Annotated in this window: 25 protein-coding genes; 11 read left to right on the top strand and 14 right to left on the bottom strand. The window is 50.0% G+C overall.

The window, feature by feature from the left end:
* The 4 genes from IE094_RS14785 to IE094_RS14770 form a co-directional block, all read right to left on the bottom strand.
* Positions 1–1,485: an aldehyde dehydrogenase gene (locus IE094_RS14785; RefSeq protein WP_189641491.1), complete on the bottom strand. Its 1,485-nt coding sequence runs from the start codon at positions 1,483–1,485 to the stop codon at positions 1–3.
* 5 nt (positions 1,486–1,490) lie between these two features.
* Positions 1,491–3,008, bottom strand: a complete 1,518-nt coding sequence (locus tag IE094_RS14780; protein WP_189641490.1) for a tripartite tricarboxylate transporter permease — start codon at positions 3,006–3,008, stop codon at positions 1,491–1,493.
* Positions 3,009–3,018: 10 nt separating this feature from the next.
* Positions 3,019–3,558 (bottom strand): tripartite tricarboxylate transporter TctB family protein, encoded by a 540-nt coding sequence (locus IE094_RS14775; RefSeq protein WP_189641489.1) that lies wholly within the window; start codon positions 3,556–3,558, stop codon positions 3,019–3,021.
* A gap of 67 nt (positions 3,559–3,625) precedes the next feature.
* Positions 3,626–4,510 (bottom strand): tripartite tricarboxylate transporter substrate binding protein, encoded by an 885-nt coding sequence (locus IE094_RS14770; protein ID WP_229802370.1) that lies wholly within the window; start codon positions 4,508–4,510, stop codon positions 3,626–3,628.
* A gap of 169 nt (positions 4,511–4,679) precedes the next feature.
* On the opposite strand from IE094_RS14770, the gene IE094_RS14765 reads away from it, so the two are divergent.
* From IE094_RS14765 to IE094_RS14755, 3 genes are read left to right on the top strand one after another with little or no spacing between them, the layout of a single operon-like run.
* A complete protein-coding gene (locus IE094_RS14765; protein ID WP_189641487.1) occupies positions 4,680–5,489 on the top strand; it encodes an IclR family transcriptional regulator in 810 nt (269 codons plus the stop codon).
* Positions 5,486–6,838 (top strand): aspartate aminotransferase family protein, encoded by a 1,353-nt coding sequence (locus tag IE094_RS14760; protein WP_189641486.1) that lies wholly within the window; start codon positions 5,486–5,488, stop codon positions 6,836–6,838. The genes IE094_RS14765 and IE094_RS14760 overlap by 4 nt, the downstream gene beginning before the upstream one ends.
* A 3-nt stretch (positions 6,839–6,841) precedes the next feature.
* The gene (locus IE094_RS14755) at positions 6,842–7,699 is read left to right on the top strand and encodes an MBL fold metallo-hydrolase (RefSeq protein ID WP_189641485.1); all 858 of its coding nucleotides are present in this window, start codon (positions 6,842–6,844) and stop codon (positions 7,697–7,699) included.
* 46 nt (positions 7,700–7,745) lie between these two features.
* Here IE094_RS14755 and IE094_RS14750 read toward each other — a convergent pair whose 3' ends face one another.
* The 6 genes from IE094_RS14750 to IE094_RS14725 form a co-directional block, all read right to left on the bottom strand.
* Entirely contained in the window at positions 7,746–8,528 is a 783-nt protein-coding gene (locus tag IE094_RS14750; RefSeq protein WP_189641484.1) for an aldolase/citrate lyase family protein, read from the bottom strand.
* A gap of 12 nt (positions 8,529–8,540) precedes the next feature.
* A complete protein-coding gene (gene hpaH, locus IE094_RS14745; RefSeq protein ID WP_189641483.1) occupies positions 8,541–9,341 on the bottom strand; it encodes a 2-oxo-hept-4-ene-1,7-dioate hydratase in 801 nt (266 codons plus the stop codon).
* Positions 9,338–10,192 carry a fumarylacetoacetate hydrolase family protein gene (locus tag IE094_RS14740; RefSeq protein ID WP_189641482.1) on the bottom strand — a complete coding sequence of 285 codons (855 nt, stop codon included), beginning with the start codon at positions 10,190–10,192 and terminating at the stop codon, positions 9,338–9,340. Before IE094_RS14740 ends, hpaH begins: the two co-directional genes overlap by 4 nt.
* A gap of 172 nt (positions 10,193–10,364) precedes the next feature.
* Positions 10,365–11,348 carry a 3,4-dihydroxyphenylacetate 2,3-dioxygenase gene (gene hpaD, locus IE094_RS14735; RefSeq protein ID WP_189641481.1) on the bottom strand — a complete coding sequence of 328 codons (984 nt, stop codon included), beginning with the start codon at positions 11,346–11,348 and terminating at the stop codon, positions 10,365–10,367.
* A complete protein-coding gene (gene hpaE, locus IE094_RS14730; RefSeq protein ID WP_189641480.1) occupies positions 11,348–12,859 on the bottom strand; it encodes a 5-carboxymethyl-2-hydroxymuconate semialdehyde dehydrogenase in 1,512 nt (503 codons plus the stop codon). Before hpaE ends, hpaD begins: the two co-directional genes overlap by 1 nt.
* Positions 12,856–13,245, bottom strand: coding sequence for a 5-carboxymethyl-2-hydroxymuconate isomerase (locus IE094_RS14725; RefSeq protein ID WP_189641479.1), 390 nt, complete (start codon positions 13,243–13,245; stop codon positions 12,856–12,858). The genes hpaE and IE094_RS14725 overlap by 4 nt, the downstream gene beginning before the upstream one ends.
* 108 nt (positions 13,246–13,353) lie before the next feature.
* Here IE094_RS14725 and hpaR point away from each other — a divergent pair, with 108 nt between their 5' ends.
* Both hpaR and IE094_RS14715 read left to right on the top strand, forming a co-directional pair.
* Positions 13,354–13,791 (top strand): homoprotocatechuate degradation operon regulator HpaR, encoded by a 438-nt coding sequence (hpaR, locus tag IE094_RS14720; protein ID WP_189641478.1) that lies wholly within the window; start codon positions 13,354–13,356, stop codon positions 13,789–13,791.
* Positions 13,792–14,008: 217 nt separating this feature from the next.
* A complete protein-coding gene (locus IE094_RS14715; protein WP_189641477.1) occupies positions 14,009–15,943 on the top strand; it encodes an FAD-dependent monooxygenase in 1,935 nt (644 codons plus the stop codon).
* A 4-nt stretch (positions 15,944–15,947) separates the two neighbouring features.
* Here IE094_RS14715 and IE094_RS14710 read toward each other — a convergent pair whose 3' ends face one another.
* Entirely contained in the window at positions 15,948–16,637 is a 690-nt protein-coding gene (locus tag IE094_RS14710) for a DnaA N-terminal domain-containing protein (protein WP_189641476.1), read from the bottom strand.
* A gap of 459 nt (positions 16,638–17,096) precedes the next feature.
* Here IE094_RS14710 and IE094_RS14705 point away from each other — a divergent pair, with 459 nt between their 5' ends.
* The 5 genes from IE094_RS14705 to IE094_RS14685 all read left to right on the top strand — a co-directional run bounded on the left by IE094_RS14705 (position 17,097) and on the right by IE094_RS14685 (position 22,699).
* A complete protein-coding gene (locus tag IE094_RS14705; protein WP_189641475.1) occupies positions 17,097–18,404 on the top strand; it encodes an AAA family ATPase in 1,308 nt (435 codons plus the stop codon).
* Complete coding sequence (locus tag IE094_RS14700; protein ID WP_189641474.1) at positions 18,401–19,495, top strand: ParB/RepB/Spo0J family partition protein; 1,095 nt, start codon at positions 18,401–18,403, stop codon at positions 19,493–19,495. Before IE094_RS14705 ends, IE094_RS14700 begins: the two co-directional genes overlap by 4 nt.
* Before the next feature lie 103 nt (positions 19,496–19,598).
* A complete protein-coding gene (locus tag IE094_RS14695; RefSeq protein ID WP_189641473.1) occupies positions 19,599–20,684 on the top strand; it encodes a Fic family protein in 1,086 nt (361 codons plus the stop codon).
* 18 nt (positions 20,685–20,702) lie between these two features.
* Positions 20,703–21,191, top strand: coding sequence for an ABC transporter ATP-binding protein (locus IE094_RS14690; protein WP_308429228.1), 489 nt, complete (start codon positions 20,703–20,705; stop codon positions 21,189–21,191).
* Positions 21,188–22,699, top strand: coding sequence for a UxaA family hydrolase (locus IE094_RS14685; protein WP_189641472.1), 1,512 nt, complete (start codon positions 21,188–21,190; stop codon positions 22,697–22,699). Before IE094_RS14690 ends, IE094_RS14685 begins: the two co-directional genes overlap by 4 nt.
* A gap of 109 nt (positions 22,700–22,808) precedes the next feature.
* Here IE094_RS14685 and IE094_RS14680 read toward each other — a convergent pair whose 3' ends face one another.
* Positions 22,809–23,129 (bottom strand): hypothetical protein, encoded by a 321-nt coding sequence (locus IE094_RS14680; RefSeq protein WP_189641471.1) that lies wholly within the window; start codon positions 23,127–23,129, stop codon positions 22,809–22,811.
* A 461-nt stretch (positions 23,130–23,590) separates the two neighbouring features.
* On the opposite strand from IE094_RS14680, the gene IE094_RS14675 reads away from it, so the two are divergent.
* Complete coding sequence (locus IE094_RS14675) at positions 23,591–24,313, top strand: hypothetical protein (protein ID WP_189641470.1); 723 nt, start codon at positions 23,591–23,593, stop codon at positions 24,311–24,313.
* 169 nt (positions 24,314–24,482) lie between these two features.
* Here the strand turns inward: IE094_RS14675 and IE094_RS14670 are convergent, their stop codons facing one another.
* Both IE094_RS14670 and IE094_RS14665 read right to left on the bottom strand, forming a co-directional pair.
* Complete coding sequence (locus tag IE094_RS14670) at positions 24,483–25,286, bottom strand: FadR/GntR family transcriptional regulator (protein WP_229802369.1); 804 nt, start codon at positions 25,284–25,286, stop codon at positions 24,483–24,485.
* A gap of 41 nt (positions 25,287–25,327) precedes the next feature.
* The coding region (locus IE094_RS14665; RefSeq protein WP_189641469.1) for a tripartite tricarboxylate transporter permease at positions 25,328–26,151 on the bottom strand (824 nt) is incomplete at its 5' end.

Below are 26,151 nucleotides of genomic sequence, written 5' to 3'. Positions count from 1 at the left end.
TTACAGCTTGATCCACGCGGTTTTTAAGTTTGTGTATTTATCCAGCGCATGAAGCGATTTGTCGTGACCATTTCCCGATTGTCCAACCCCGCCAAGTGGCACGGTATTATCGGCGCCGCCATAGGTGTTAACGTGAATCACACCTGTTCGGATTGCCTTGATCATGCGATGTGCACGCGACAATCCCGATGTCCAAACCGCGCCAGACAGGCCAAAATCGGTCGCGTTCGCAATTTTGATTGCCTCTGCTTCATCCTTGAACGTCGTCACTCCTAGAACGGGGCCGAACACTTCTTTTTGGGCCAGCGTTGCATCAGGGCGTACCTGTGTCACGATGGTTGGCGCCATATAGTAGCCACCCGATTGTGTATGAATTTGTTGGCCACCTGTCGCGATTTCACCACCTTCAGCGATCGCCGTTTTTACAAACCCAAGGTTTTGCTCTAACTGGGGCAATGAATTTACAGCGCCGATCTGGTTGTTCAAATCCAGCGGATCGCCAACGCGCATTCCTTGTGCGATTGCAACGACCTTGGCAACGAATTCATCATGGATGTCTTCTTGAACCAAGAGACGCGACCCTGCGATGCAAACCTGACCAGAGTTGCGAAAAATTCCTGCGGCGGAAACGGCCGCTGCTTCGTCTAAATTGGTGGCGTCTGCGAAAACGATATTTGGGGATTTCCCACCCAGTTCAAGATAGACACGTTTTAGATTGGATCGCGCCGAATATTCCAACAAACGACGGCCTGTTGGGCCAGACCCGGTAAAAACCAACACATCGACATCCATCGACAGGCCCATCGCTTCGCCGACCACGGCGCCTTGACCAGTTACAACATTCAGCACCCCCGCAGGAAGACCCGCTTCGAGCGCCAATTCGGCCATACGGATCAACGAAAGTGATGCTGTTTCTGCGGGTTTCAATACAACAGAATTTCCACACGCCAAGGCAGGGCCCAGTTTCCATGCGCCAATCATCAAAGGGAAATTCCACGGGATGATCGCGCCAACCACACCAACGGGCTCTTTGCTGACCAATGCCAAAACATCCGATTGCGTTGGCGCGATTTCACCGTTCACCTTGTCCAATGCTTCGGCGTAATAGCGGATTGTGCCCGCCGCTGAACCCGGTTCAGCCTTGATCGCCATTCCAATTTCGGTTCCGTTGTCACGCACACCAAGCACGGCCAATTCTAGCGCGTGTTTTTCAATCAATTCCGCCCATTTCATCAAAACCTTTTTACGCGCCGCTGGGGGTTGGTTTGCCCATCGACCATCGTCAAATCCCACACGCGCAGACGCAATAGCCGCATTCATATCCTGCGCCGTGCCCCGTGCCACCGATGTTAAAACAGTGCCATCAATTGGAGAAATGATATCCATCGTCGCACCATCTGATGCGGGAACGAATTTGCCCTCAATAAGGTGTTGTTGTGGCGAAATGGATTTCGCGCGCAATGTATCAATATCAGTTTGTTTCATGGGATTTACCGTGTTTGGCTATCGTGAAGATCGTGGTCTTCATCTGGTTGAACAGTGCGAAACTCTTTGATGAGCGTGCGGATATGCATCGCGAACACAAGGACGATCACGACGAAGAGGATGAACGCAATTGGGCGGTCGATCATATCAAAGGGTGTTTTCAACCGCGGCAATGCTGAACGTAATTTCACTTCCATAATGCCACCCAAAACCATGCCCAGAATGATCGGAACAATCGGAAGGTTGAGGCGTTTCAGAACAAGCCCCAGCACGCCAAAGCCAGCCGCCAACATGCAATCTGTGAGTGAATTTCGAAGCGAATAAACCCCAACGAATGACAAAATTAAGATCATCACCCCAAGAAAGCGGGTGGGGATTTGAATAACCTTGGTCAGCACATTCGTTGACACCATCAAGAACATCAAAACCAATACGTTCAATATGATCAGCGCCAGATATAAACCGTAAACCAAATCAATATTGTTTTGGAACAGTGCCGGCCCCGGGATGACATTATGCACGTAAAACACCGACAGCATCATCGCAGTTAAGGCCTCGCCAGGGATACCAAGCGCCAAAAGGGGGATCATCGCCGCCGCTGGAACGGCGTTGTTTGCCGCCTCGGATGAAATCAAACCTTCGGGTGATCCATTGCCAAATTCATCGGGCTTTTTCGAGGTTTTCTGGGCATAGGTATAGCTCATGAATTGTGCGGTGAATTCACCAACACCTGGGATCATGCCCATTACCACCCCAAAGCTGGACGCGACAGAGGCCACGCGTTTGTGTTTCCACAGCTCTTTGAAACCAGTTGTCATACTGCCCGAAACGGGTTTGGTATCTGGACTGCTGTCAGGGTTTGTTAGCAGGAAAAATGCTTGGCTAAGCGCGAATAACCCCAAGACCACAACAATAAGGTTTACGCCCGAACTTAGGAACGTCAAATCAAAGGTGTATCGTTTGGTATAGGTAATTGCATCCAATCCGATTGTGTTCAAAAAGATGCCAAACATCGCAAGCATACCCGCCGCGAACACCTGTCCACGGTGTGCAAATACAACGAGGATAATCCCCAATAGGGCTGCCAGAAAAATTTCTCTGCTGCCAAACATCGGGGCAATCACTGCTAAAACAGGTGAAAGCAGGATCAGACAGAGGATGCCGAAAATACCGCCAAAAAACGATGCGCTATATGCCAACGACAGCGCGCGGTGGCCTTCGCCCCGCTTGGTCATTGGATGCCCATCATAAGAGGTAAGCGCGTTCGCCGCTGTGCCAGGGGTATTAATAAGGATCGCAGGAATAGCGCCGCCATACATGGACGATCCGTAAATCCCCAACAACACAGTCAGACCAACAATTGGTTCCAAGGAGAATGTGGCGGGCAAAAGGATCGCAATTGCAACCGCGGGTCCAACACCGGGAATAGCGCCGATAATCACGCCCCCCAGCGCGCCGACTAATAACGCAATCCCCACATCCCAACGCATAAGAAGCTCTGCGCCAGCGAGTAAATTTTCCATGATTTATCCTCTAGAAATAAGTCAACATGATCTGACGCAGACCATCGGGTAAGGCGTTATAAATTTGACCAGCGGGCAATTTGACCTGCAAAAAGGTTTTGAACATCAGCACAGTCACGATTGCCGAACACACAGCGCCGATGAATATCGCACGGTTGCGATAACCAACACGAAACACCAGCAATACGGCAAATAAAATAGTGCCGCCCAGATACCCAATATAGGGAATTGCAAATGCGTACAGAATGAACCAACCCGCATACTCTAGCGATGCGCCCCAAACGATTACCTCTTTCCAGCGGCCCTCGATACGTTCGGACAGGCCAGAGGCAAGGAGGTGTAACGCTGCAAAAAATGTCATACCTGTCAGTGAAACAGCGGGCCAAAATCGCGGTTGCGAAAATAATTTTCCCGACGATTTATATGCCGTTTGATCCAGAATTTGTGTCAAAAGAAATACGGATAGAGCAAAGAAGAACCACGCGAAAACGATGTCTCCGGGGCGTCGGTATCGCTTGAACAGCACTTTCAGTGTTGTGTACCGTGACATGCAAGCTCCTCGTGGGTTTTGAAACACTCGGGCCAGTTGCAGCCCGAGCAAATTTTTATGGATCGCTTTATTCGCCGATCAAAGTGCCGATATGGCCCAGCGTTTTAATGTCAGTGTCGATTTGCGCCGTCACTTCGTCTGCACTTTGCCAGTAAACCGTCGCACCTGTTTCAGCTGCCAGTTTTTGCGCGCGTTCTGACATCATTGTCTTTTGCGCAACCGCAATAATTTTTTCGCGTGCATCGGCTGGTGTGTCTTTGTGAACAAACAATCCATTCCAAAGTGCAACGTTCAAATCTGGCGCCAATTCGGCAACCGTTGGTATGTCGGGCGTCAAAGAAATCCGCTCCGATCCAACCGAAGCCAGCACTTTGACGCTGTCTAAACAAGGCAAAATCAATTGCAGAGTTGTGTTGATAACATCAACATCACCAGAGGCCAAAGTATTACAATCCAAGGCATCAAATGCCGCATCAGATGCATAGGAAAAGCCCATTTCTTTGGCCAGCCCCATGGTCACCTGCGTTGGAACCAATGGCGCGCCAAAATGGCCAAGCACAACATCGTTCTCTTTGGCATACGCCGCAAGACCAGCCATATCATCATATGGTGCATCTGCACCTGCAGCGATAACAAATGGATACGTTAGGAAATTGCCAAGCGGTTCAAATGGATTTGGGTTCAAATCAGGAATACCGATCTGCGGGCCAACCACAGGGATCGCAATAATAAATGACCCAACTGTGTAACCATCTGCGGGTGCATTGGCCACTTCGACGGCACCGGGGAACGGGCCGCCGCCCCCACCTGGTTTATTTACAACCGCTGCTGGCACGCCATATTCTTTTTGGAAATCTTCCGCGATCATGCGCGTTAAAACGTCTTCCAAATCACCCGGAGGCCATGGAACAACAAATTCTACTGGTTTTTCTGGATATTCTGCATGTGCCATACCTGCGAACGCTGTTGCGACGCAAAAGGTAGCAATGAGAGTCTTGTTGATTATTTTCATTTCACACTCCTTCGGTTCATTTATTAAACCACTGTTGTGTAAAAAAGATTGCCTTGTTAATTAGTTTATGTCAAACTTTTTCTACAAATTAACTGTACGGAGCCAATCAATGTCGGTCGTCGCCAAGGCAATTTCTCTACTAGAACACTTTTCTGTTCAGAACCCCGAACTGGGTCTGTCACAGCTTTGCCGTCTCGCGAAAAAGGATAAGGCCACCACATACAGATACCTTACGACATTAGAATCTATTGATTTTGTCGAACAAAACCCTGTTTCCAAAATGTATCGGATCGGGCCAGCGGTTCTGCATTTGGCAGATATTCGCGAACAAACTGTACCCCGCCGCGAAGGTGCCATAAAGCCGCTTGAAATACTTGCCCAAGCAACGGGCGAAACTGCGCATGTTTCGATTCTTTCGGGGAATGGCCTGCATGCATTGGAAGCGTGCGAATCGATGTTGCACAGCACACGCGCTGTCATTGACCTGCAAAAATTACCATTACATGCGACCGCATCAGGGATCTGTGCCTTGGCCTTTGGCCCCGCCGATTTAACGCAAATCGCCAATACGACGTTGACGCAATTTACAAAACAAACGGCACAGGATGTTGAAACACTTGCCCGCTATATTTCACGCGTTCAACAATCTGGGTTTGGTTTTTCGGATCGCGCATTTGAAAACGATATCGTTGGTTTTGCAGCCCCGCTGTTTGATCACACAGGCCAGATGGCCGGAACAGTTGCCGTGGCCGCGGTTGCCAGCCGTCTTACCAATGCGTTGGTCGATCAAATCCACAACAGCCTGATCACAGCCAGCACCAGTATTTCACATAACTGGGGGGGACGTGTTCCCACCTCGATCCAAACCCTTTGGGCACAATCGTCCAAATCTTTAGCAGAGAAAGAAATGTCGATATGAAAGATTCAAATTTCCTAAAGGAAAACAACGCCCGTCATTTTTGGCATCCAATGACTTCGCCAGAGGATAGCACAACAACGCCGCCCAAAATTATCACCGGCGCACAGGGCGTCAGCATTCAAGACATCGACGGAAACGAAGTTGTTGATGCGGTTGGCGGTCTGTGGAATGTGAATCTGGGGTATTCCTGCCAACCCGTAAAAGACGCGATTGCCGCTCAACTGGAACAACTTCCTTATTATTCCACCTTTCGCGGCACATCCAATGATGCCGCGATAGAGCTTTCGTATGAATTGGCCGATTTTTTCGCCCCAGACGGGTTAAGCCGTGCGTTTTTTACGTCGGGTGGGTCGGATTCTGTTGAAACGGCGCTACGTCTTGCGCGGCAATATCACAAACTGCGTGGTGAATCAGGGCGCGTTAAATTTCTAAGCCTTAAAAAGGGTTATCACGGCACACATATTGGCGGTGCAAGTGTGAACGGGAACGCAAATTTCCGCAATGCATACGAACCCCTATTGCCAGGGTGTCACCACATCCCTGCCCCTTATACTTATCGCAACCCATTCAACGAAACCGATCCTGAAACGCTGGCTAATTTATGTATTGCTGCGCTTGAGGACGAGATCAATTTCCAAGGTGCAAATACCATTGCGGCGATGATCATGGAACCGATCCTTGGTGCGGGTGGCGTCATCGTTCCCCATGAATCGTTCGCACCACAGGTTGCCGAAATTTGTGAACGCAATGGTATCTTGTTGATCACGGACGAAGTGATTACCGCATATGGCCGCACAGGCGCATGGTCTGGCGCGCGTTTGTGGGGGATTAAACCCGATATGATGTGTACGGCCAAGGCCATCACAAACGGGTTTTTCCCATTTGGTGTCGTCATGATGGGTGACAAGATGATCGAGGCGTTTGAAAACAATCCAGCCGCAAAAATTGGCCATGGATACACATATTCTGGCCATCCCGTTGGCGCGGCGGCGGCGCTAGCATGTTTAAAAGAAACCAAGCGATTGAATGTTATCGAAAATGCCGCGGCCCGTGGCACACAGATGTATGACGGCTGCCTTGCCTTGATGGATAAACACGAGATTGTCGGTGATGTGCGCGGCGGCAAAGGATTGATGACGGCGATTGAATTGGTCAGTGATCGCGCCACCAAAAAACCAATCGATGGGGCATCAGCGGCATTGATCCAAGAAACCGCATACAATGCTGGTGCTATGGTCCGCGTTTCTGGCCCAAACATCATTATGTCACCGCCACTGGTTGTGACGGATGCGGATGTAAATACAATTTTATCAGCACTTGATGCTGGTCTTTCAACCGTCAAAGGCTAGCACATGGATAATAATTTTGTCGCGCTGCTCGGGACCAAAGGTGGCCCAGCCATTCGCCCAGGTTCCAGCATGCCAACATCCAATCTGTTATGCCTGAACGGTCACAAAATCGTCGTTGATTGCGGGCTCGGTGTTACGCGTGGGCTTGTCGATCAAGGATTACAGTTAAAAGATATTTCAACCGTGTTCATTACGCATTTGCATTCCGATCATTACCTTGAACTGGGCGGATTGCTCCACACCGCATGGACGGCAGGGTTAAAAACCAAGGTCAATGTTTGGGGGCCTGCTGGTTTGGATCAATATTGGAACAACTTTGTTGCATCAATGAAATCCGACATTGAAACGCGCATCGATGACGAAGGTCGCCCCGATCTGCGAAAATTGGTTGCGATCCATGTGATCGACAATGATGATATCAAACTGGACACGGGCATTGTCGTTGCGCCAATGCGCACAGAACATCCCCCTTTGGTGGATTGTTTTGCATTGAAATTTACGTCAGATGAAAAAACTGTAGTGTTTTCAGGTGACACCGCGCCCATCGCCACCATGGTTGATTTCGCCAAGGATGCCGATGTCCTCATCCACGAAGCAATGTTGGAATCCGCGCTGCCTGCGTTGATGGCGCGTATCGGAAATGGCAGTGAGAAATTAATGGCGCATTGGCTCCGATCTCATACTTTTGCACATGACGCAGCCCAGATCGCAACCTCTGCAGGGGTTAAACAATTGGCGCTGTCCCATTTAATCCCCTCCGACGATCCAGATTATTCGCAAGATGATTGGGCAAATGGCGTTACAGATCATTGGAGCGGACCATTGCACGTTGGCTTTGACGGGATCAAAATCGCCCTTTGATGAACAAGACACGCGCCAACCTTTCGGTTCTGCGCGTGTCCTCGTGTTATTTATTCGTCAAATGCGCCCGTGATGCGGCACATGACGCCCGAATACCGCGCGCAAACAAGGTCACATCGATATCCGTGGCAATAAAACGCGCACCACGTTTAAAACATTCTGCTTGCAATTCTTTGTCCAAGGTCAAAATACCTGCCGCTTTGCCCGCCGCCACGATCCGATCAACGGCATCCAAGACCGCATCTTGCACTTCGCTCTGGCCAGGTTTGCCGATAAAACCCATATCAGCGGCTAGATCAGATGGCCCCACAAAAACCCCGTTCACACCGTCAACCGCCAAAATATCATCCAGCGCATCAATACCTTTTTGATTTTCAACCTGTGCCAATAAACAAATTTGTTCGCGTGCGGTTGTCAAATAATCGCCAATTGCCGCGAAATCCGACGCCCGTGCAAGGGCGGATCCAACCCCGCGCACACCGTGGGGCGGATAGGTTATCGCATCAACCAGCTCTTGCGCTTGTTCGCCACTTTCAACCATCGGAATTAACAACGATTGTGCACCTGCATCCAACAATTGTTTGATAATCCAGGTTTCACCAATTGGTGGGCGCACAACGGCATGGCTGTTACGCGCAGCGATCACTTGTAACTGTGCAACGATTGAACGCAGATCATTGGGGGCATGTTCGCTATCGATCAACAACCAATCAAACCCAGCACCGGCGCTGATTTCCGCAATATACGGATCCGCAAGGCCAAGCCAGCATCCCAGTTGAAGATCACCGTTTGCGATTGCGGATTTAAATGGATTATGTGGTGCAGGCATTACGATGATCCTTTATGCAAATGTTATATCGACATGACCAAAATCGCCAAAATCGGCGTTGATTTGTGAACCAGACGGGCATTCAACTGGGCGAATAAAACTGCCTGATAAAATGATTTGACCCGGTTCAATGCTTTGGCCGTATTGCGCCATGCGCCGCGCCAACCAAACCACGCTCTCAATAGGATCGTTCAGAACCCCTGCCCCAAGACCAGTTTCTTCAACCTCTGCGTTTCGCGACGTGATCGCGCCAACCCAACGTAAATCAAACGCATCAATGGCATGTTTTTGTGCGCCCAGAACAATACCCGCATTCGCGGCATTGTCGCTGATCGTATCAAAAACTTTGCGGGTCTCTCCTGTTTTTGGATCTGCACGCAAAATCCGTGTATCAAGGATTTCGATGGATGGTGCCACAAAATCAGTGGCCGCGATGACATCTTCACACGTGACATCCGCACCACCCAATGGCGCCTTTAACACAAAAGCAATTTCTGCCTCGATGCGGGGTTGGATAAAGCGACCTTTTGGAACGGTTGCGCCATGTTCAAACAGCATGTCATCAAACAAAATTCCACTGTCGGGAATGTCGATGTTCAACGCATATTGCATGGCTTTGGATGTCAAACCGATCTTCCAGCCGATCACACGTTGCCCTGCCGCCAGTTTCGCACGGTAAATCGCGTTTTGCACGGCATAGGCATCATCCATCCCCATTTCAGGATGGCGTTTGGTTAACAATCCAATCTGTTCGCCAGATTTTTCTGCGACCAATAAATCAGCCGCCGCTTGGGCGTGATCTTGGGGGGTCATACCGCTTCGTCCGCGACTGTGTTGCGCAGCGTGCCAATGCCGTTAACTTCGATTTCAACCACATCACCAGGTTTCAGGTATTGTGGCGGATCAAGACGCGCACCAGAACCCGTTGGTGTGCCCGTGACAATGATATCACCCGGCTGAAGCGTCATGAAGGTAGAAATATATTCGATCTCGCGCCGAATTGGGTGCATCATACGGCTTAACACATCGTCTTGGCGAACCTCGTCATTTACACGCGTAATAATACGGGCATCGTCCAGTTGGCTTGCATCCGTAAACGGCACCAACCATGGGCCGATTGACCCTGAATTATCCCAGTTCTTGCCTTGGGTGACGTTAAATTTCGCATGGCGAACCCAATCGCGGATCGTACCCTCATTACACAATGTCAGCGCAGCGATATGGTCATAGGCATCGTCTTGGCTGATACGGCGACCCGTCTTGCCGATAACAATCGCAACCTCGCCTTCGTAATCAAGCGTTTCGTTTTCAGGCGGGCGGATCAATGGGCGGTTGTGGCCTGTGAACCCACTGGCAAAGCGTGGGAAAAGCGACATATATTTGGGCTGCTCTGAACCGTCTTTATATTCCGCGTTACGATCGGGGAAATTAACACCAACGCATAAAATGCGCGGTGCATTGGGCAGAACCATTTCAAATTCAAATTCTGTATGCGTAACAGGTTTGCCAGTGGCCGCCTGTTCCAACGCGTCAAACCCGCCTGCCCGCACCACATCGAGCAAGGTTGGCCACTGTGGAAAATCACCATCCAGCGCAACCATGCCATCATCTGTGACGGCCCCGTAATGCGTTTGCCCATGCGTTGTATATGTTGCGTATTTCATTTTAGTTTCTCCAAAACTTCTTGAATGACAGCGACGGCCATCATCCAACATCGTCGCCGGTTTCAGGTAGGATTTCTTGTTAAGACAATCCCAGCGTTGAACATTTCAATACACCGCCCCCATTGCAAGGGGCGGTTGTCCGAATTGATCAGAGTTTTCAAACCCAGATCCGTTAAGGTGCAATAATCGGGCTGGCCTCAATCTCGGAATCCTTCAGATCAACACCGACGAACGCAGTGCCATGCTTGAACCAACTTTCAGGTGCAGGAGCACCCCAAAGCGTTTGGCGCTGTGGATCTTGTAGATCCCATTTAATCGGTTCCAGATCAGGATCAACCGTTTGGTAATCAGAACAGTAAATCTCAATGCGGTGGCCATCAGGGTCCAAGATGTAAAGAAAGAAAGCGTTCGAAATACCATGGCGGCCAGGGCCGCGTTCAATATTATCGACATAACCAGACGTCGCCATCAGATCGAGCAGATCAATAATGTTCAACGGGGTTGGCACCCAAAACGCAACATGGTGCATCCGTGGACCCGTACCGTTGGTGAACGCCATATCATGCACGCCACCTTTGCGGTGCATCCAAGCGGCCCATAGTTTCTTGCTGTCATCATCCTCGGTGTATTCTGTCACACGGAACCCAAAATCACTGTAAAAATCCACGGATGCATCAACATCATGGCTGAAACAGTTGAAATGATCGATCCGCAACGGTTTCACACCACGATACAGCGCATATTTCTGGTGGATTGGGTCCAAGCGATCCATTTTGTGATAAAATTCCAGCGGAATGCCCATGTTGTCGGATGTCAGCAATGTTCTGCCTTGGTATGGGCGTTCAACCCAAGACGTAGGGCGGCCTTTGCCTTTAAAATAGGTTTCTGCCTTGTCCAAATCAGCCTCGTCATAGGTTTTGAAACCCATCACTTCGACGGTGCCTGGTTGATCGGACTTTTGCAAAATTATGCAGTGATGCCCGCGCTCTTCCATGGCGCGCAGGTAAACGTGACTATCGGATTCATCAGTGACCTGAAGACCAACAATCTCAGTATAAAATTTGCGCGACGCAGCAAGGTCTTTTACATTCAAGCAAACGTGGCTCAATCGGATTGTGTTGAAATCGGGGTACAGATTTGGTGCTGGGATTGGCATCAAAGGGCTCCTAACTTGGTGATTTTATGTTGACCTGTGGCAAAACCGATGTGTTTTTGCTCCATATAAAATTCGAAAGACCAGTCGCCGCCATCGCGCCCGATACCGCTGGCCTTTACCCCGCCAAATGGCGTGGGCAGGTGGCGCACGTTTTCGGAATTTACCCAAATCATCCCCGCCTCTAGTGCATCGGTAAAACGCAACGCGCGGGTCAAATCATTTGTCCAAACGTAACCAGTCAAACCATAGTCGATGTCATTGGCGATGCTGAGCGCCTCTTCCTCGGTCGAAAAAGGAATGGACGTTAACACAGGGCCAAAGATTTCTTCTTGGGCGATGCGCATTTTGTTATTGGCGTTGGTGAACAATGTGGGGCGAACGAAATAACCCTCGTCGCCAATTGTCACGCCGCCTGCGGCCACTGTCGCGCCGTCTTCTTTGGCGATATCGAAATAACTGGTCACTTTGTTAAAGTGTTCTTCGGTGACCAATGGCCCAATTTCCGTGGCGGGATCCAGCGGATGACCAACCTTAATATTATTAACACGTTCGATCAGTTTGGCTTCGAATTCTTCGCGAATTGTATCTTGGATCAGCAAGCGCGAAGAACTGGTGCAGCGTTCCCCGTTTATCGAATAGATCATAAAGATCACAGCATCCAATGCGCGATCCAGATCGGCATCGTCAAATACAATAACAGGGTTTTTACCGCCAAGTTCAAGGTGATTACGTTTCAACGTATCCGCACCTTGTTTGGTGATCAAACTGCCTGTGCGGCTCTCGCCCACAAATGCAATCGCCTTGATTTTTGGATGTTCACAAAGCGCCTTGCCAGCACCTTCGCCAAATCCATTGACGGTGTTCAAAACGCCCGGTGGCAAACCTGCCTCTTCGGCGATTTCAACCAAAAGACGCGCAGTCAATGGCGAGGCTTCCGCAGGTTTATGCACCACAGTACATCCCGCAGCCAAGGCCGGCGCGATTTTCCAAGTGGATAACATGAACGGCGTGTTCCACGGTGTAATAACACCGACAGGGCCAATGGGCTTGCGCGTTGTGACGTTCATCAATGTTGGTGATTGTAACTGTTGACCATCACGCGCCTGCACGACTTGATCCGCAAAATATCGGAAATTTTCTGCACCGCGCAATGCCGCCTTGGACATGAATTTATAAGTCTGGCCCGTATCCCAACATTCACACAGCGCAATTTCTTCGGCACGTGCCTCAATGCCTTCGGCGATCTTGATAAGGATTTTTTTGCGTTCAAGCGCTGGCATATCACGCCAAGCAGCAAACGCATCATGTGCGGCATTCGCTGCCGCATCAATATCCGCCGCCGCGCCATGTGCCACGTCACAAATTACGGATTTGTCCACAGGCGAAGTGTTTTGAAACACCCCATCAGCACCCGCCACATCCTGTCCTGCGATCCGGTTCAGGATGCCGGTTTTGCGAAACCTGCCCAGATATCCATCCAGTTTGGCGATGTTGTCATTCAGTTTACTCATTGAGGATCCTCCAAGTGATCGCGAACGTTGCCAAATTTCGGCGACAGATCGGCATTAATGTCGCGCATCTCTGACGAGAGCGCGATGGAACGGGTGGCCATTGCGGGGGCGACGAAATCTTTAAGAACCTCAAACAGACGCGTGATTGCCGCGTGCTTTACGTCTGGCGCCCTGCCCTCGCGCAATCGAACCGACAGATCAATAAACCCATGTTTAGGATTTCCATCAGCCATTGCAAAATGATCAACGCGCGTTGCCCGCACCCGAATACCTGGCGTGGGGAAGGCATCGATTTTTGCCGCTTCGGCGCGGATTTCCTGACACAGTGCCGCCATATCAATGACGTCCTCTAGGTTGGCAGAATATTCGATGTGAAAGTGTGGCACGTAAATTCCTTAACATGTTAATTGATGCTAAGTTAATTAATGCTAACATGCGTTGTCAACACCTTCTTTCTCGTGCAAGTGAGGGGGAATATATAAATTGAGGCACCAATGACAAAACAACTTCCTTCGACGGCCCGATCTCTACCGATTGCACTGATCAGAGCACGCGAAGGCCTGATGTCCCCGATTCGTGAAATGCTGGAAACAACGGGTATTACCGAACAACAATGGCGCGTTTTGCGGGTCTTAACGGAATTTGGCCGCATGGATACTAAAACGCTGGCCAATCGATCCAGTCTTATGTTTCCAAGCCTCACACGGATCGCGGCAACCTTGCGCGATAAGGGGCTTGTGACACAAACGCGCGACACCAATGACAGACGGCGACAATTCATTGAAATCACAAAAAATGGTCAGCAGATTATTGATGAACACACGCCCCAAGCGCTAAAGATCGTCGCTGGGTTCAAAGAAAAACTCGGCCCCAAAGGATACGAAGAATTACTTGATCTTTTGGCCCGGCTGGACCCCGATGCGAACCCCTGATCGCAACGGCGTTGTCCGCACGCAATAAACAAAACCCACGTCGAATTCTCCACCAAATGCGCATCCTGCAAGATCGCGCACCCTATATCTGTGCCAGATCGCACCAAGGAATTGTGAAAAGGATACTTGTGAATATCAACTTCCTTCGATAATAGTTAACATGACAATTAACTGATCTTGTGGCATATGCGGAACGATCATTCGGGAGAAGGTTATCATGCAATATCATCTAAACGGGTTCAAACCGGGTAACTATCAGGTTCCTGATGCAGCAAGAAAACCATACCCAATTCCCCCGATCGAAGACTTGCCCAGCGAAATCGACGTGCTGATCATTGGCACTGGCCCAGCAGGTTTGACCATGGCGCGGCAAATGTCGGAATTTGCAGACATCAAAACCTGCATTGTTGATATGGCACATGGTCCGTTGCTGTTTGGCCGCGCGGATGGCATTTCGTGCCGTACCATCGAAATCATGGAAGCCTTTAACAGCAGCGACTTGGTGGTCAAAGAAACCTATCAGTTAAAACAAAACACATTCTGGGAACCAGACGACGCAAATCCACAAAACATCAAGCGTACTGAAAAAATCAGCGATGCAAGGGACGGATTGTCAGAATTCACGCACGGCATTGTCAACCAAGCACGACTGCATGAAATATTGATCGACGGGATGAAAAATTCGATCACCAACCTGCGCCCGCATTACAGCCGCGAATTGGTTGATTTGGATATCGACGATACCCTTACCCAAGACCTCGACGCCTATCCGATTACCGCAACATTCAAACGCTCCGATGATGCGGGCGCTGGCAAGGTTGAAACGGTCAAGGCGCGTTTCATCGTTGGGAGCGATGGCGGCAGAAGCAGCGTTCGCAAGGGGCTTGGCATTTCGTTGCAAGGTGATTCCGCTGATAAAGCATGGGGTGTGATGGACATTCTGTTAAACACAGATTTCCCAGATATTCGCGTCAAAAGCTTTATCCAATCCAAAGACCACGGCGCGGTGATGACCATCCCACGCGAGGGCGGTTATCTTTGCCGCTTTTACGTCGAAATGGATTCAATGGCCAAAGGCAAACGCGCAACCGATATCAAGCTAACCGAACAGGACCTGATCGCCAAAGCACAGAAAATTTTCCACCCCTACACATTGGACGTCAAAGAGGTGGCATGGTGGTCAATCTATTCGGTGGGCCAACGTATTGCAGATCGCTTTGATAACCGCCCCATCGACAGTTCAGACGATGTCATGCCGCGTGCCTTTGTGTCTGGTGATGCCTGTCACACACACAGCCCCAAGGGTGGCTGGGGTTTAAACACATCCTTGCCCGATACCTTTAACTTGGGCTGGAAAATGGCCGCAGTCTTGCAAGGCCAAAGCGATCCCAAATTGCTGGCCACATATTGCACCGAACGTCGCAAAGTGGCGCAACAACTGATTGATGCGGATAAGGAGCTGTCAAAATTGATCGCAACGCGCCCCACTGCTGGTGGCAATTTAGACTCAGCCAGAATCGGCACAGCCGAGATCGAAGCCTTTATGAAACGCCAAAGCGGTTTTGTAAGCGGCACATCAATCGAATATTTCCCGTCCTACATTTGTACCGGACAAGAAAACCAACATTTGGCGACGGGTCTTAAAATAGGGCAACGCTTCCACTCGGCACAGGCAACGCGCGTGGCCGATGGCAGAACCCAGCATTTGGGTCACCTCGTCAAAGCCGACGGTCGCTGGCGCCTCTTTCTATTTGGTGGCGTCCAAGATCCAAGGCAAGCATCGTCAGATGCATATCAATGCGTTGATTTCTTGGCCAATGACCCGTCTTCTCCTGTTAAAAAATACACACCCAAAGATGGCGATATTGACTCTTTGATTGATACTTACGCGGTCTTTCAACAACAAGATTTGTCAATGCATGACCTTCCTGACTATCTCTGGCCTGCCAAGGGTAAATACGCACTGCGTGACTATGAAAAAGTATTCCAAGCGCAGGACGGCAATGATATCTATGATCTTCGTGGGATCGAGCGCACCAACGGCTGTGTTGTCATTGTCAGACCAGATCAACACATCGCGACAATCTTGCCTGTCACAGCACATGCAGAGCTTGCAAAATTCTTTGATGCTTTCATGATTGAACAGTCTTGAATCACTAGGTTTCAACGCGCAATGATTTCACCCCTGGATATGCGCCACTCGCTTGTTTGAGGATGAAATCAGATAGGTGTGTTTGCACATATTGCGCAATAAAGCTGCTTGGCGCGGTAAGGACGAGCACGGCATCGTCAATCATTTTAAAATCCAAGCGTGCCAACCAGTTTTCAAACCGCACTGGATCAATTGCACGAAGGCTTGCGCAGACATCGCTCCAGCTGCCTTTGCGAATATCAATCGGTTTGGGCTGCGGTTTGCCAAAATCAACTTTGACAATCTTCGGACTTGCGGGCGCGGGCAATAGCCCCCCTGCTCTTTCAACAAAATCTGGCCCGACATTGGGCCATTGTTCCTGTGTATCTTTGAGGATCAGATCAAGGTTTATTCCATATGTCGAAACCCGCCCGCGCGCGCCTTGGCGTTTGACAACAATCCAATTCTTATCCCGCAGTTTTGCCATTTCACGTTTCACGGTACGCGGGTCCACCGCCCAAAGACGTGCAATTTCTTTGTGTCCCATCGACAATTCATCGCCGCGCCAATTATAGCGACTGGTGATCAACGCAATAATACGCAACACTTGACGTTGAACATGTTTGTCCGCCGACAAACCATGCACAGACAAAGCCGTCAAAATATCGTATTTCTTTGATGAGGCACCCTGCCCCACTGGCTTTCGTATTGCCATTGCTCGCCCTTTTCGCAGTTTTGCCAACTGTCTTGCTTGGTGACTGTTGATTAGCCTGTTTCCCAACGCTTTTCAACAACCTCCTCATATTTGCGTTGAGCGATCCGATTCTGTCAAGGGATACCGAAACATTCCCCCAGAATTTTTCCAAATCAAATATAAAAGAAAGGTATTATTGGTAAAGGGTGACTCTCAACGTGTCCCCTATTGGCGTATTCGTGTCACCCATTGTGCGGTATTCGGTGATTTGGTGTCCCCTATATTTTGTGTTCACCCCGCAGCCATTGTTCCCTGTACAACGCAATTGTTTGCGAATCGGTTTCGATCATTTACCCGCTATAGATAAGGCAAAAGCCTATTTTCGCAATTTCCTTAATTGAGTGAATTACATCTTTGCAATTTTTGCAAATTAGGCGTATTTACGAAAATAATCAAAATTAGCGTCCTGGGATTTATAAAATGTTCACGCACCAAGATTTAAGCGAGCTTCAAGCCAATTCATTAAAGATGCAAAACTGGATCCGTCAACAGACGTTCAGCCCTGAAATGGATAAAAAGCTGCGTCGTTTTTCAAGTTGGGAAGTGGCGAGCCTGATCCTTAAAATTAACCAATCCACCTTTCGCGGACGTTTGGCCAGTGACCCGACCTTGCCTGCAGGCTTGGTCGAAGAAGATGGCCGCCAGCGCTGGTATACTTTGGAAGAGGTGAACGAGCTGCGCCGCAAGATGAAGGTGAACCGCCAAAGCATGATGCCAGAACGCCCTGCGGGAAAACGTGCGGTGCGCTGCGCGATTGCGAATTTCAAAGGGGGTGCTGGAAAATCAACCGTTGCACTTCATTTTGCACATGCCGCCGCCCTTGATGGATACCGTGTGTTGGCCGTTGATTTTGATCCACAAGCTACACTAAGCCATTCAATGGGGCTCACGAATGTCTCTGAAGATCACACCGTTTGGGGCATTATGGCGCGTGACTTGGAGCGCGAAACCAACCGTCAAAATGCCGCTGCGGTGGGCGCCGAAAGCGGAACCGCCCTGCCCCAACGCCGCATTCCTGCAGCGATCACCGATATGGGTTTGGGTGATTTGCGCGTCAATGATTTCATCAAGCCAACCGCATGGTCCACAATTGATATTGTGCCGTCCTGTGCCAATGCAGCCTTTGTGGAATTTGCCTCGGCGCAATATCGTCATATGAATCCCGAATGGTCATTCTTTGCCGCGGTTAGCCGTTATTTGGATGCGTTGCCTGATGATGCGTATGATTTGATTATTTTCGATTGCCCGCCTGCGATTGGCTATCAATCCATGAATGCTGTGTTTGCGGCGGACCTTTTGTATATTCCATCTGGCCCTGGCTATTGGGAATATGACAGCACCACCAGCTTCATCGGACAGCTTGCAGAAGCGTTGGAAGATCTCAGCGCTGGGTTTGAACAAACCTTCCCCGCGGGGAAGGTTTCATTGCCCAAGGTATTCCAAGACATCCGCTTTTTGGTGACACGATACGAGCCAAGCAATGATTTGCACCGTGCGATGGTAGAAGCATTTCGAAAGGTTTTTGGGGATAGATTAACCGACAACCCAATCGAAATGACCCGCGCGGTAGAACAATCAAGCCGATTCCTCAGCTCGATTTACGAAATTGATTACCGCGACATGACGCGTGACACATGGCGGCGCGCGCGCGGCAGTTTTGATTTGGCCTACGACGAATTCAAAGAAACCTTTCTGGCCGCGTGGCAGAAATTGGAGGATGAAGCATGAGCAAGAAGCGCAGAATGTTTGACATTGAAATGCCCACAGATGATTTGCCACCTGTGGTTGAAACACCGACGCCATCAAAAAATCGACGCGGCCCAATGGCAACGGCGATCAATGAAAATGCTGCGAGCAATCGCGAACGCGCCGACACAGAGGCAGCGATACGTGCAGAAAATGATGCGCTTGCACATGAACATGTGCGCATGAAAAAACAGGGCCTCATTGTTGAACAGATAGAGTTGCACCTGATCGATACCGATAAATTAACCCGTGATCGGGCAGATGGTGCCGATCCTGAATTGGACGAGCTGAAAACATCGATCAGCCAAATTGGTCTGTCCAATCCGATCAAGGTTGAACCAACGGGGCAGGGGCGTTTTGAACTGATCCAAGGCTATCGTCGCCTGAGCGCGTATCGCGCATTGTTGAGCGATACGGATGATGCGCAAACCTATGGGCGCATTCCTGCATCGGTTCAGGCACAGGGTAATTCGCTAGAAGGTTTGTATCGCCAGATGGTGGATGAAAATATGATCCGCAAGGATATTTCATTTGCTGAAATGGCACAGCTTGCGATGCGTTACGCCGCCGACCCGGACACGCCGCAGAACGATCCGAACAAGGCCGTAGCAGAGTTGTTTTCATCGGCGAATTATGCGCGGCGCAGTTATATCCGCAATTTCATTTCTCTGTTGGATGCTTTGGGTGATGCGTTGATTTTTCCACAGGATATTCCACGCGCATTGGGGATTGCGGTGTTAAAGGAAATCCAATCCAAGGATTGGATGGCAAATGCGATCAAGGCGGATTTGGGGCCGCGACTGGGGCGCAAATCCGCGGCTGAATTGGACGTGCTGCGCCGTTATGCGGGGCAGGGGGGTGATTCAAAAAATGCCACCGAAGATAAACAACCTGTCACGAAAAAGGCGCGGGTTGCCAAGACAACATTTCAATTATCCCGCGCTGAAGGTGCCGCAAAATGTACGGCATCATCGGGGCGATTGGAAATTCGATTGCCCAAAGATTTTTCCGCGATGGATCGTTTGAAATTGGAAGCAGCCGTGGCACAGATGTTGGATGCGCTTGACGATTAAAAACCTTCCCTGCGGGGAAGGTTTACCGTATTGAGGAGAATAATTCGCCTATTCTCCTCATAATTTATTGTTTTTTGCGGTGAATGACGATAATAATCGCCTCATGACAGAAATCTGGGAATCGCCATATTGGCCAAATTTTGGTGTCGATAACAACGTTGTCGAACCGTATTTAGCACGGCTTTCGCATGGATTGGGGCGTGTGCACGGTGTTCATGCTGGATTGTCGCCGGCGGATCGTGAACAGATTTTGTTGCGCGAAATTGCACAAGAGGCCGTGCATAGTTTTGGGATAGAAGGCGTAACGCTGCGCGCACAAGATATCCAACAATCTGTTATTGCATCCATGGCGGGGCGCAATCTGGATGGCGCGACACGGCGATCAGATCGCGTGGCACAAATGATGTTAGAGGCACGCGATCCGAAAACAAAACTGGATGAACAAACCCTGTGTCGTTGGCATCATCTGCTGTTCGCCCATACCGAGGCCGAAGATTTGGGCCGTTGGCGCCAATCCGAAATGGTGATTGTGAAGTCGGCGCGCGCGGATCGAGAAGAAATCCTCTATAACGCGATCCCTGCGGCCAGCGTTGGCGATGCAATGAAAAACTGGGTTGCGGGTGCGAATAGCCATCAGGGGCGCTCTGTGCCCGTATTTGCGGCGCTTATGCATTTGTGGTTTGAAAGCATTCACCCGTTTTCAGACGGCAACGGGCGGATCGGGCGTGCGATTGTTGAAAACATCTTTGCCAAAACGGACGCATTGCCATTTTCGATGTCGCGCCAGATTGAATCGGACAAGACAGGATATTACGCGGCCTTGCAGGCGGGGCGGGTTTTGGGCGAGGGGCAAATTGATGCAACTGCGTTTGTCGTCTGGTTTTTGCAATGTTTGGAAACAGCCGCAGAGCGCGGTTTGCAAGAAGCGTTGTTTTTAACCCATCGCAACCAATTTTTCGCTCGCTTTGTGGCTCAAATGAATGACCGCCAGATACAGGTGTTGCAAAACCTGTTCGGACAAGGGCCAACGCGTGTTGATCTTGGCATCAGCAATAAGTCCTATGTGAAGATCGCCAAAACTTCTGTTGCAACGGCAACGCGTGATTTGAATGAACTGGTCAAAATCGGCGCGTTGAACAAATCTGGGGCAGGGGGGCGATCCACGGTTTACCAGATCGTGTATCAATAGGCTTGTTTGGTTCAATCCTTGTCCAATCTTGATGCAAAACTGCGCGGGCAAATGCGTGCAGAAATCAAACGCTTGCACCAACGGCTTAAGAATACCATCATTTATGTGACACATGACCAAGTCGAAGCGATGACGCTGGCGGATAAAATTGTTATCATGAAGGATGGACGGATTGAACAGCAAGGCACACCAGACGAGGTTTTTCATGATCCTGATACGTTATTCGTTGCGGGTTTCATGGGAAGCCCGCCGATGAATTTGATTGAATGTGTTGTGACCAAAAACGGTATTAAATTATCTGGTGGTGAAATTGCCTGTGATATGCCCGCGGGTGCAAAGGTGGGCGATCAATTGGTTTTTGGCATTCGCTCAGATGATATCCGCCCCACGGATGATGGGTTTGAGGGTGTGGAAATTTCTGCAAGTGTGAATTTGATCGATAACATCTGGAATATCAGCATGGACAGATTGCCAAACGACCCAATGACTCGGAGCCAAATCATATGAGTTCATCCAATAACCAGCCTGCTATTTTGCGTCTAAATGCGGCGGATAACGTTGTGATTGCTTTGCAAAACTTAGCAATTGGTGATGCTGGCGCGGTTATGGAAATCCCGCGTTCGCATAAAATGGCGACGGATGATGTTGCCAAGGGTGCGCATATTTTGCGTTACGGGCAAATCATTGGGCAGGCGACATGTGCGATTGAAAAAGGATCGCATGTGCATGATCACAACATGGATATGAGCACGCATAGCGTTGATTATGCATATTCATCGGCGGCCGTTCCGTTGCCTGTGGTTGACCAAGACCGCACGTTTTTGGGGTATCATCGTGACAATGGGCGTGTTGGGACGCGCAATTATATTGGCGTTTTAACATCGGTGAATTGTTCAGGTTCTGTTGCACGCTTCATCACCGAAGCGTGCGAAAAATCTGGGATGTTGGATGATTACCCTAATGTCGATGGGATTGTGCCCATTGTTCATAACAGCGGGTGTGGCATGGCCAATCGCGGGGCAGGGTATGATATTTTGTTGCGCACGCTCAAAGGATACGCAAATCATCCAAACTTTGGCGCGATATTGTTGGTTGGTCTTGGCTGTGAAGTTTTGCAATTGGCCGAAATTGTCGGGGATCGCAAAATCACACAAGACGGCGCGTTGCGCTATATGACCATTCAACAAACCGGTGGAACCAAACGCACTATTGATATGGGGCAGGAACACCTTGCATCGCTGGCAAGTTTTGCCAATAAAACCAGCCGCGCACCCGCACCCGTTTCCGAATTGGTGTTAGGAATGCAATGTGGTGGATCGGATGGGTATTCTGGTTTCACCGCCAATCCTGCCTTGGGGGTTGCATCGGATTTATTGGTTCAACATGGAGGGACGTCGATCCTGTCAGAGACGTCGGAAATTTATGGCGCAGAACATTTATTGACATCGCGCGCGGTGACAAAAGAGGTTGGTGAAGCATTGGTCGATCGCTTGTCATGGTGGGAAGATTATTGTGCATGCAACGATGCGAAAATGGATAATAATCCAAGCCCTGGAAACAAGCGCGGCGGGTTGACCACGATTTTGGAAAAATCGCTTGGTGCAGTATCAAAAAGCGGACAAGCGCCCCTGTCAGGTGTTTTCGATTATGGCGCGCCATTGACGACCAAGGGTTTCGTTTTCATGGACAGTCCAGGATATGATCCATGTTCGGTCACAGGGCAGGTGGCGTCTGGTGCAAATTTGATCGCGTTTACGACGGGGCGCGGTTCGGTTTCAGGTTATAAACCCACACCTTGTATTAAACTGTCGTCCAATTCGGATCTGTTTGCGCGTATGGGCGATGACATTGATATCAACTGTGGCGACATCGCCGATGGTTGTTCGTTAACCGATAAGGGTGCGGAAATTTTTGAAACGCTTATTGCGGTGGCCAGTGGAGCCGCAACCAAAAGCGAAGCGCTAGGGTTTGGCGGCGTTGAATTTGTGCCGTGGCAAATGGGCGCCGTTTTGTGATCCATCCGGCGGGTCTGCTGCTTGAATGAAATCAGATGAGCAAATATCTTTCAAAGACAGCTGAATAAAGTCAGATTGATTAGGATTCGATAAGTCCCAATCTCTCAAACTATTCCGTTGGCGTATCTACTTCTAGCATGAGTTCGAACATTTTTGATTTTAGGTAACTTTCAACCTTTGAATTGTCGAGGCAACTTACTTGGTTTGGGTCCTTTTCCGTATCCCAGAGCATGGTATCGAACTGTTTGTCACGCGTAACCCATGTGACGTTTTCGATCTTCATCGTCATGGCGCCTTTCTGAAACGAAAAGTCTTCCACCGCAAATGATGCGCGCATATGGGTCGGCATCAGCGTATATTGGTAGAGTGGCTTGTTCTCGGGGTTTTGGGGGGCTCGCATATAAACGTAGCGCCCGTCAGTGATGTTCACGTGAGACCCATGCATTCCAAAAATCGCAGATTACACTAGATTATGGTAGGTGAGGTCAAACGAGCGGTTACTTTTAACCTTATTTATTCGGCGAATGTTTTGCACCAAAATTGAATAACTATAAAATTTAACATAATAAAGATTAACGGAATATTGTTGATTGATAGGCGTGCAGGCAGTCTTTGCTTTAGGTAAGTTGCTTCTTCTATTGTACAATAGAAATGTCTGTATTTTCGAAACAATGTCGTCGCCAATACCGGTTATGGGGACAGAAGCTGGCATTCTGCCTCCTCCCCCAGTGTCTGCTTTGAACATGAGCCGATAGTTACTGCACGTAATAAGGCGACAAACTTAGCAGAACCAGGGTTTCATAACGGCTGCCCTGTGCATTGAAGACCGCAAAGCTGGTCGCTAATAATACCGCACCGGATAGCGAGATCTAATGACGTAGGAGCAGGATAGTGAAAAAGTGGATTTTGATAGCCACGACCCTCTTTGTTCTTGGAGTTTCTGGTGCCGTTGGCTACGCCATCTACAAGATCTATTATAGCCATTCCGGGCGGTTCTCATCAGACGTGAGCATGGAGGGTTTGACTCGAACTGTCGAAGGTAACACGCTTACTTCTTATGAACATCCATCCGTGCGCATCACTTTTCCACCAGAATATGAATATCTCGGTGCTCAAAGGTTTATTCTCTATGGCACGGCTGAAGCCGAACAATACATGTTTGCGTCGTCGCACCCGGATGGCTCAACGCGAGCCTTGATCAATGTTCAATTTGAGGCGATCCTGCCTGACATCAAAGGGAGTTACGATTATTCCGCAGCTCCGCGAGCGATACGCATCGGACCTTTGGAATTCTATGTGGATGCTGATCCGGTCCGTCGTCATTGGCTGGTTCGCAACGGCTTACCGGGGACGGATTCGGAACGCTACTATTCCTTTACAGACGAACGAGGTTTTCCCGTGCCAAAGGACTATATTTGGTCGCGATTTGCTTATGTGCCAGCGGATGCCCCTCGCCAAGAGATGTTGATACTACAGGTCGAAGATTTGGCATCAACGGGATTAACAGCTCCGGACTTGCGCCAAGGTGGTGCGAATGCTGAAGACTGGGAGGGACTTCGGGACGCTCAGCTGTTGAAGCTCGAACAGGGCATCAAGATAGAGGCGCTCGATTAGATCAGTTAGCTCAAATACGAACAGTCATCCAAGCTGACGTTCGTTGCGAAGGATATCAATGGCGATCTGTCTAGGCTGAGCGCTTGTTAAAAACCAAGAAGATATTTCCCTTCGTTTTACCAAGAAACCCTATATCACTTCTGCCTTGATCGGCCGGTTCGTCGTGGAGTCAGTCGTCCTGCGTTCCCACGAACATTCGATCCTTCGCGGCGGTGATGTGGTGGCGCATCGTCGCTTGTGCCACCTCGGGTTGTTTCAAGCGGATCGCATCAAGCACAGCGCGGTGCTCTGCCAACACTAGCTCTTGACGGACGGGAGCATCAAGCAGGGTCAAGGAACGTGACAACTTAACGCCATAGGCAATTTGCTCGCTCAAGGATTCCAGCACTGAAGAGAAAAATGGGTTTTTTGCCGCCCGTGCTACCGTTAGGTGCAGGCGCTGATCGGCATCTACGCCAAGAGCGTTTTGCTGATAGGTCTGCTCCATCACTTGATAGGCTGCATCCATCGCCGCCAGATCCTCGTCGTCGCGCCGCCGCGCCGCCCAAGCGGCGGCAGCGCCCTCGACATCGATGCGAAACTCGTAACAACGTTGAACATCAGAAACTGATTCCAGCGGTACGAAGCTGATCAACTCGCGGTCAGGGCGGCGTAGAACGTAGCTTCCCGAACCGCGGCGCGACTGTACGATGCCATCGTCTCGAAGTCGAGACAGTGCCCCACGTATGATCGGTCGCGAGACGCCGAAATTTTCAGCCAGCATTTCTTCGGTGGGCAACCGACTATGTACCGGGTATTCCTCTTCGAGGATCTTGGTCAGAAGCTTATCGTATACTTGATCTGCCAGTGAGGGTAGCCTTGTCTCTGACAACGTGATCTCCTTGTTTGAGGGTTGGGCGTTCGCGTCAAGTTTTTTTATAAACCGCATCTGAGTATAAAATACAGTGGCGGCGCGCGCGAGCCTAAAATACATGCGACCACCCCTTTGGAAAGGGATGGCCAGAGAGCTGAAACCTACTTGGTTTTGATAGCTGCAGGCTTCGGTGCAGGTTTGCGGATCACCAAAAAGTAGACGAACACCAACGTCAGCACGACAAAGAACAGGCTATCGGGGTTGGTGAAGAAGGTCGTCGGGTCGCCGTTCGACAATGCCAGAGACCGCCGCAAGAATTCTTCCAAGTTTGGCCCAAGGATGTAACCTAGCAGCATAGTGATCACTGGAAATCCATTGCGCCGCAAATAAAAGGCCAAAACTCCCATTCCAAGTGCCATGAACATTTGGAAAGTTGAATAAGTTGCCACGTAGCTGCCGACGACGGCCAGAAGCGCGATCACGGCATATAGCACATCTTTGCGCACCGATACGATCTTGATGAAATACGGCCCTATCAGCCAGAGCGTTAGGGGGATCAGCACCACCGCGCTGAACAAAAGCGTGGCTAGCATCGGGGCAATTAGCCCAGCTTGATCAGCCATCAGTTGCGGTCCTGGCTGAATGCCGTTGATCACCAGAACGCCCAGCATGATCGCGGTGATCGGATCGCCGGGAATACCAAAGGTCAGCATAGGCACCATGGCCCCACCACAGACAGCATTGTTTGCGCTTTCCGACGCAGCGATGCCCTGAGGGTTACCCTTGCCAAACGTCTCCGGCTCGGAAGAGGTGCGCACGGCTTCGGTATAGGCCAGGAACGACCCCATCGAGCCGCCCGCACCTGGCAATGTACCAACAAAATAACCTATCAAGCAGGATTTGAAATAGCAGCCAAAGCCGATCTTTCGGATGTCCGACAACGGGGGTAGGAAATCACGGCGGCGGATCTTAACCTTGTTGGCGG

This window comes from Paramylibacter ulvae (assembly GCF_014652655.1).
Lineage (GTDB): Bacteria > Pseudomonadota > Alphaproteobacteria > Rhodobacterales > Rhodobacteraceae > Amylibacter > Amylibacter ulvae.
This window is presented reverse-complemented; position numbering and strand designations above follow the sequence as displayed.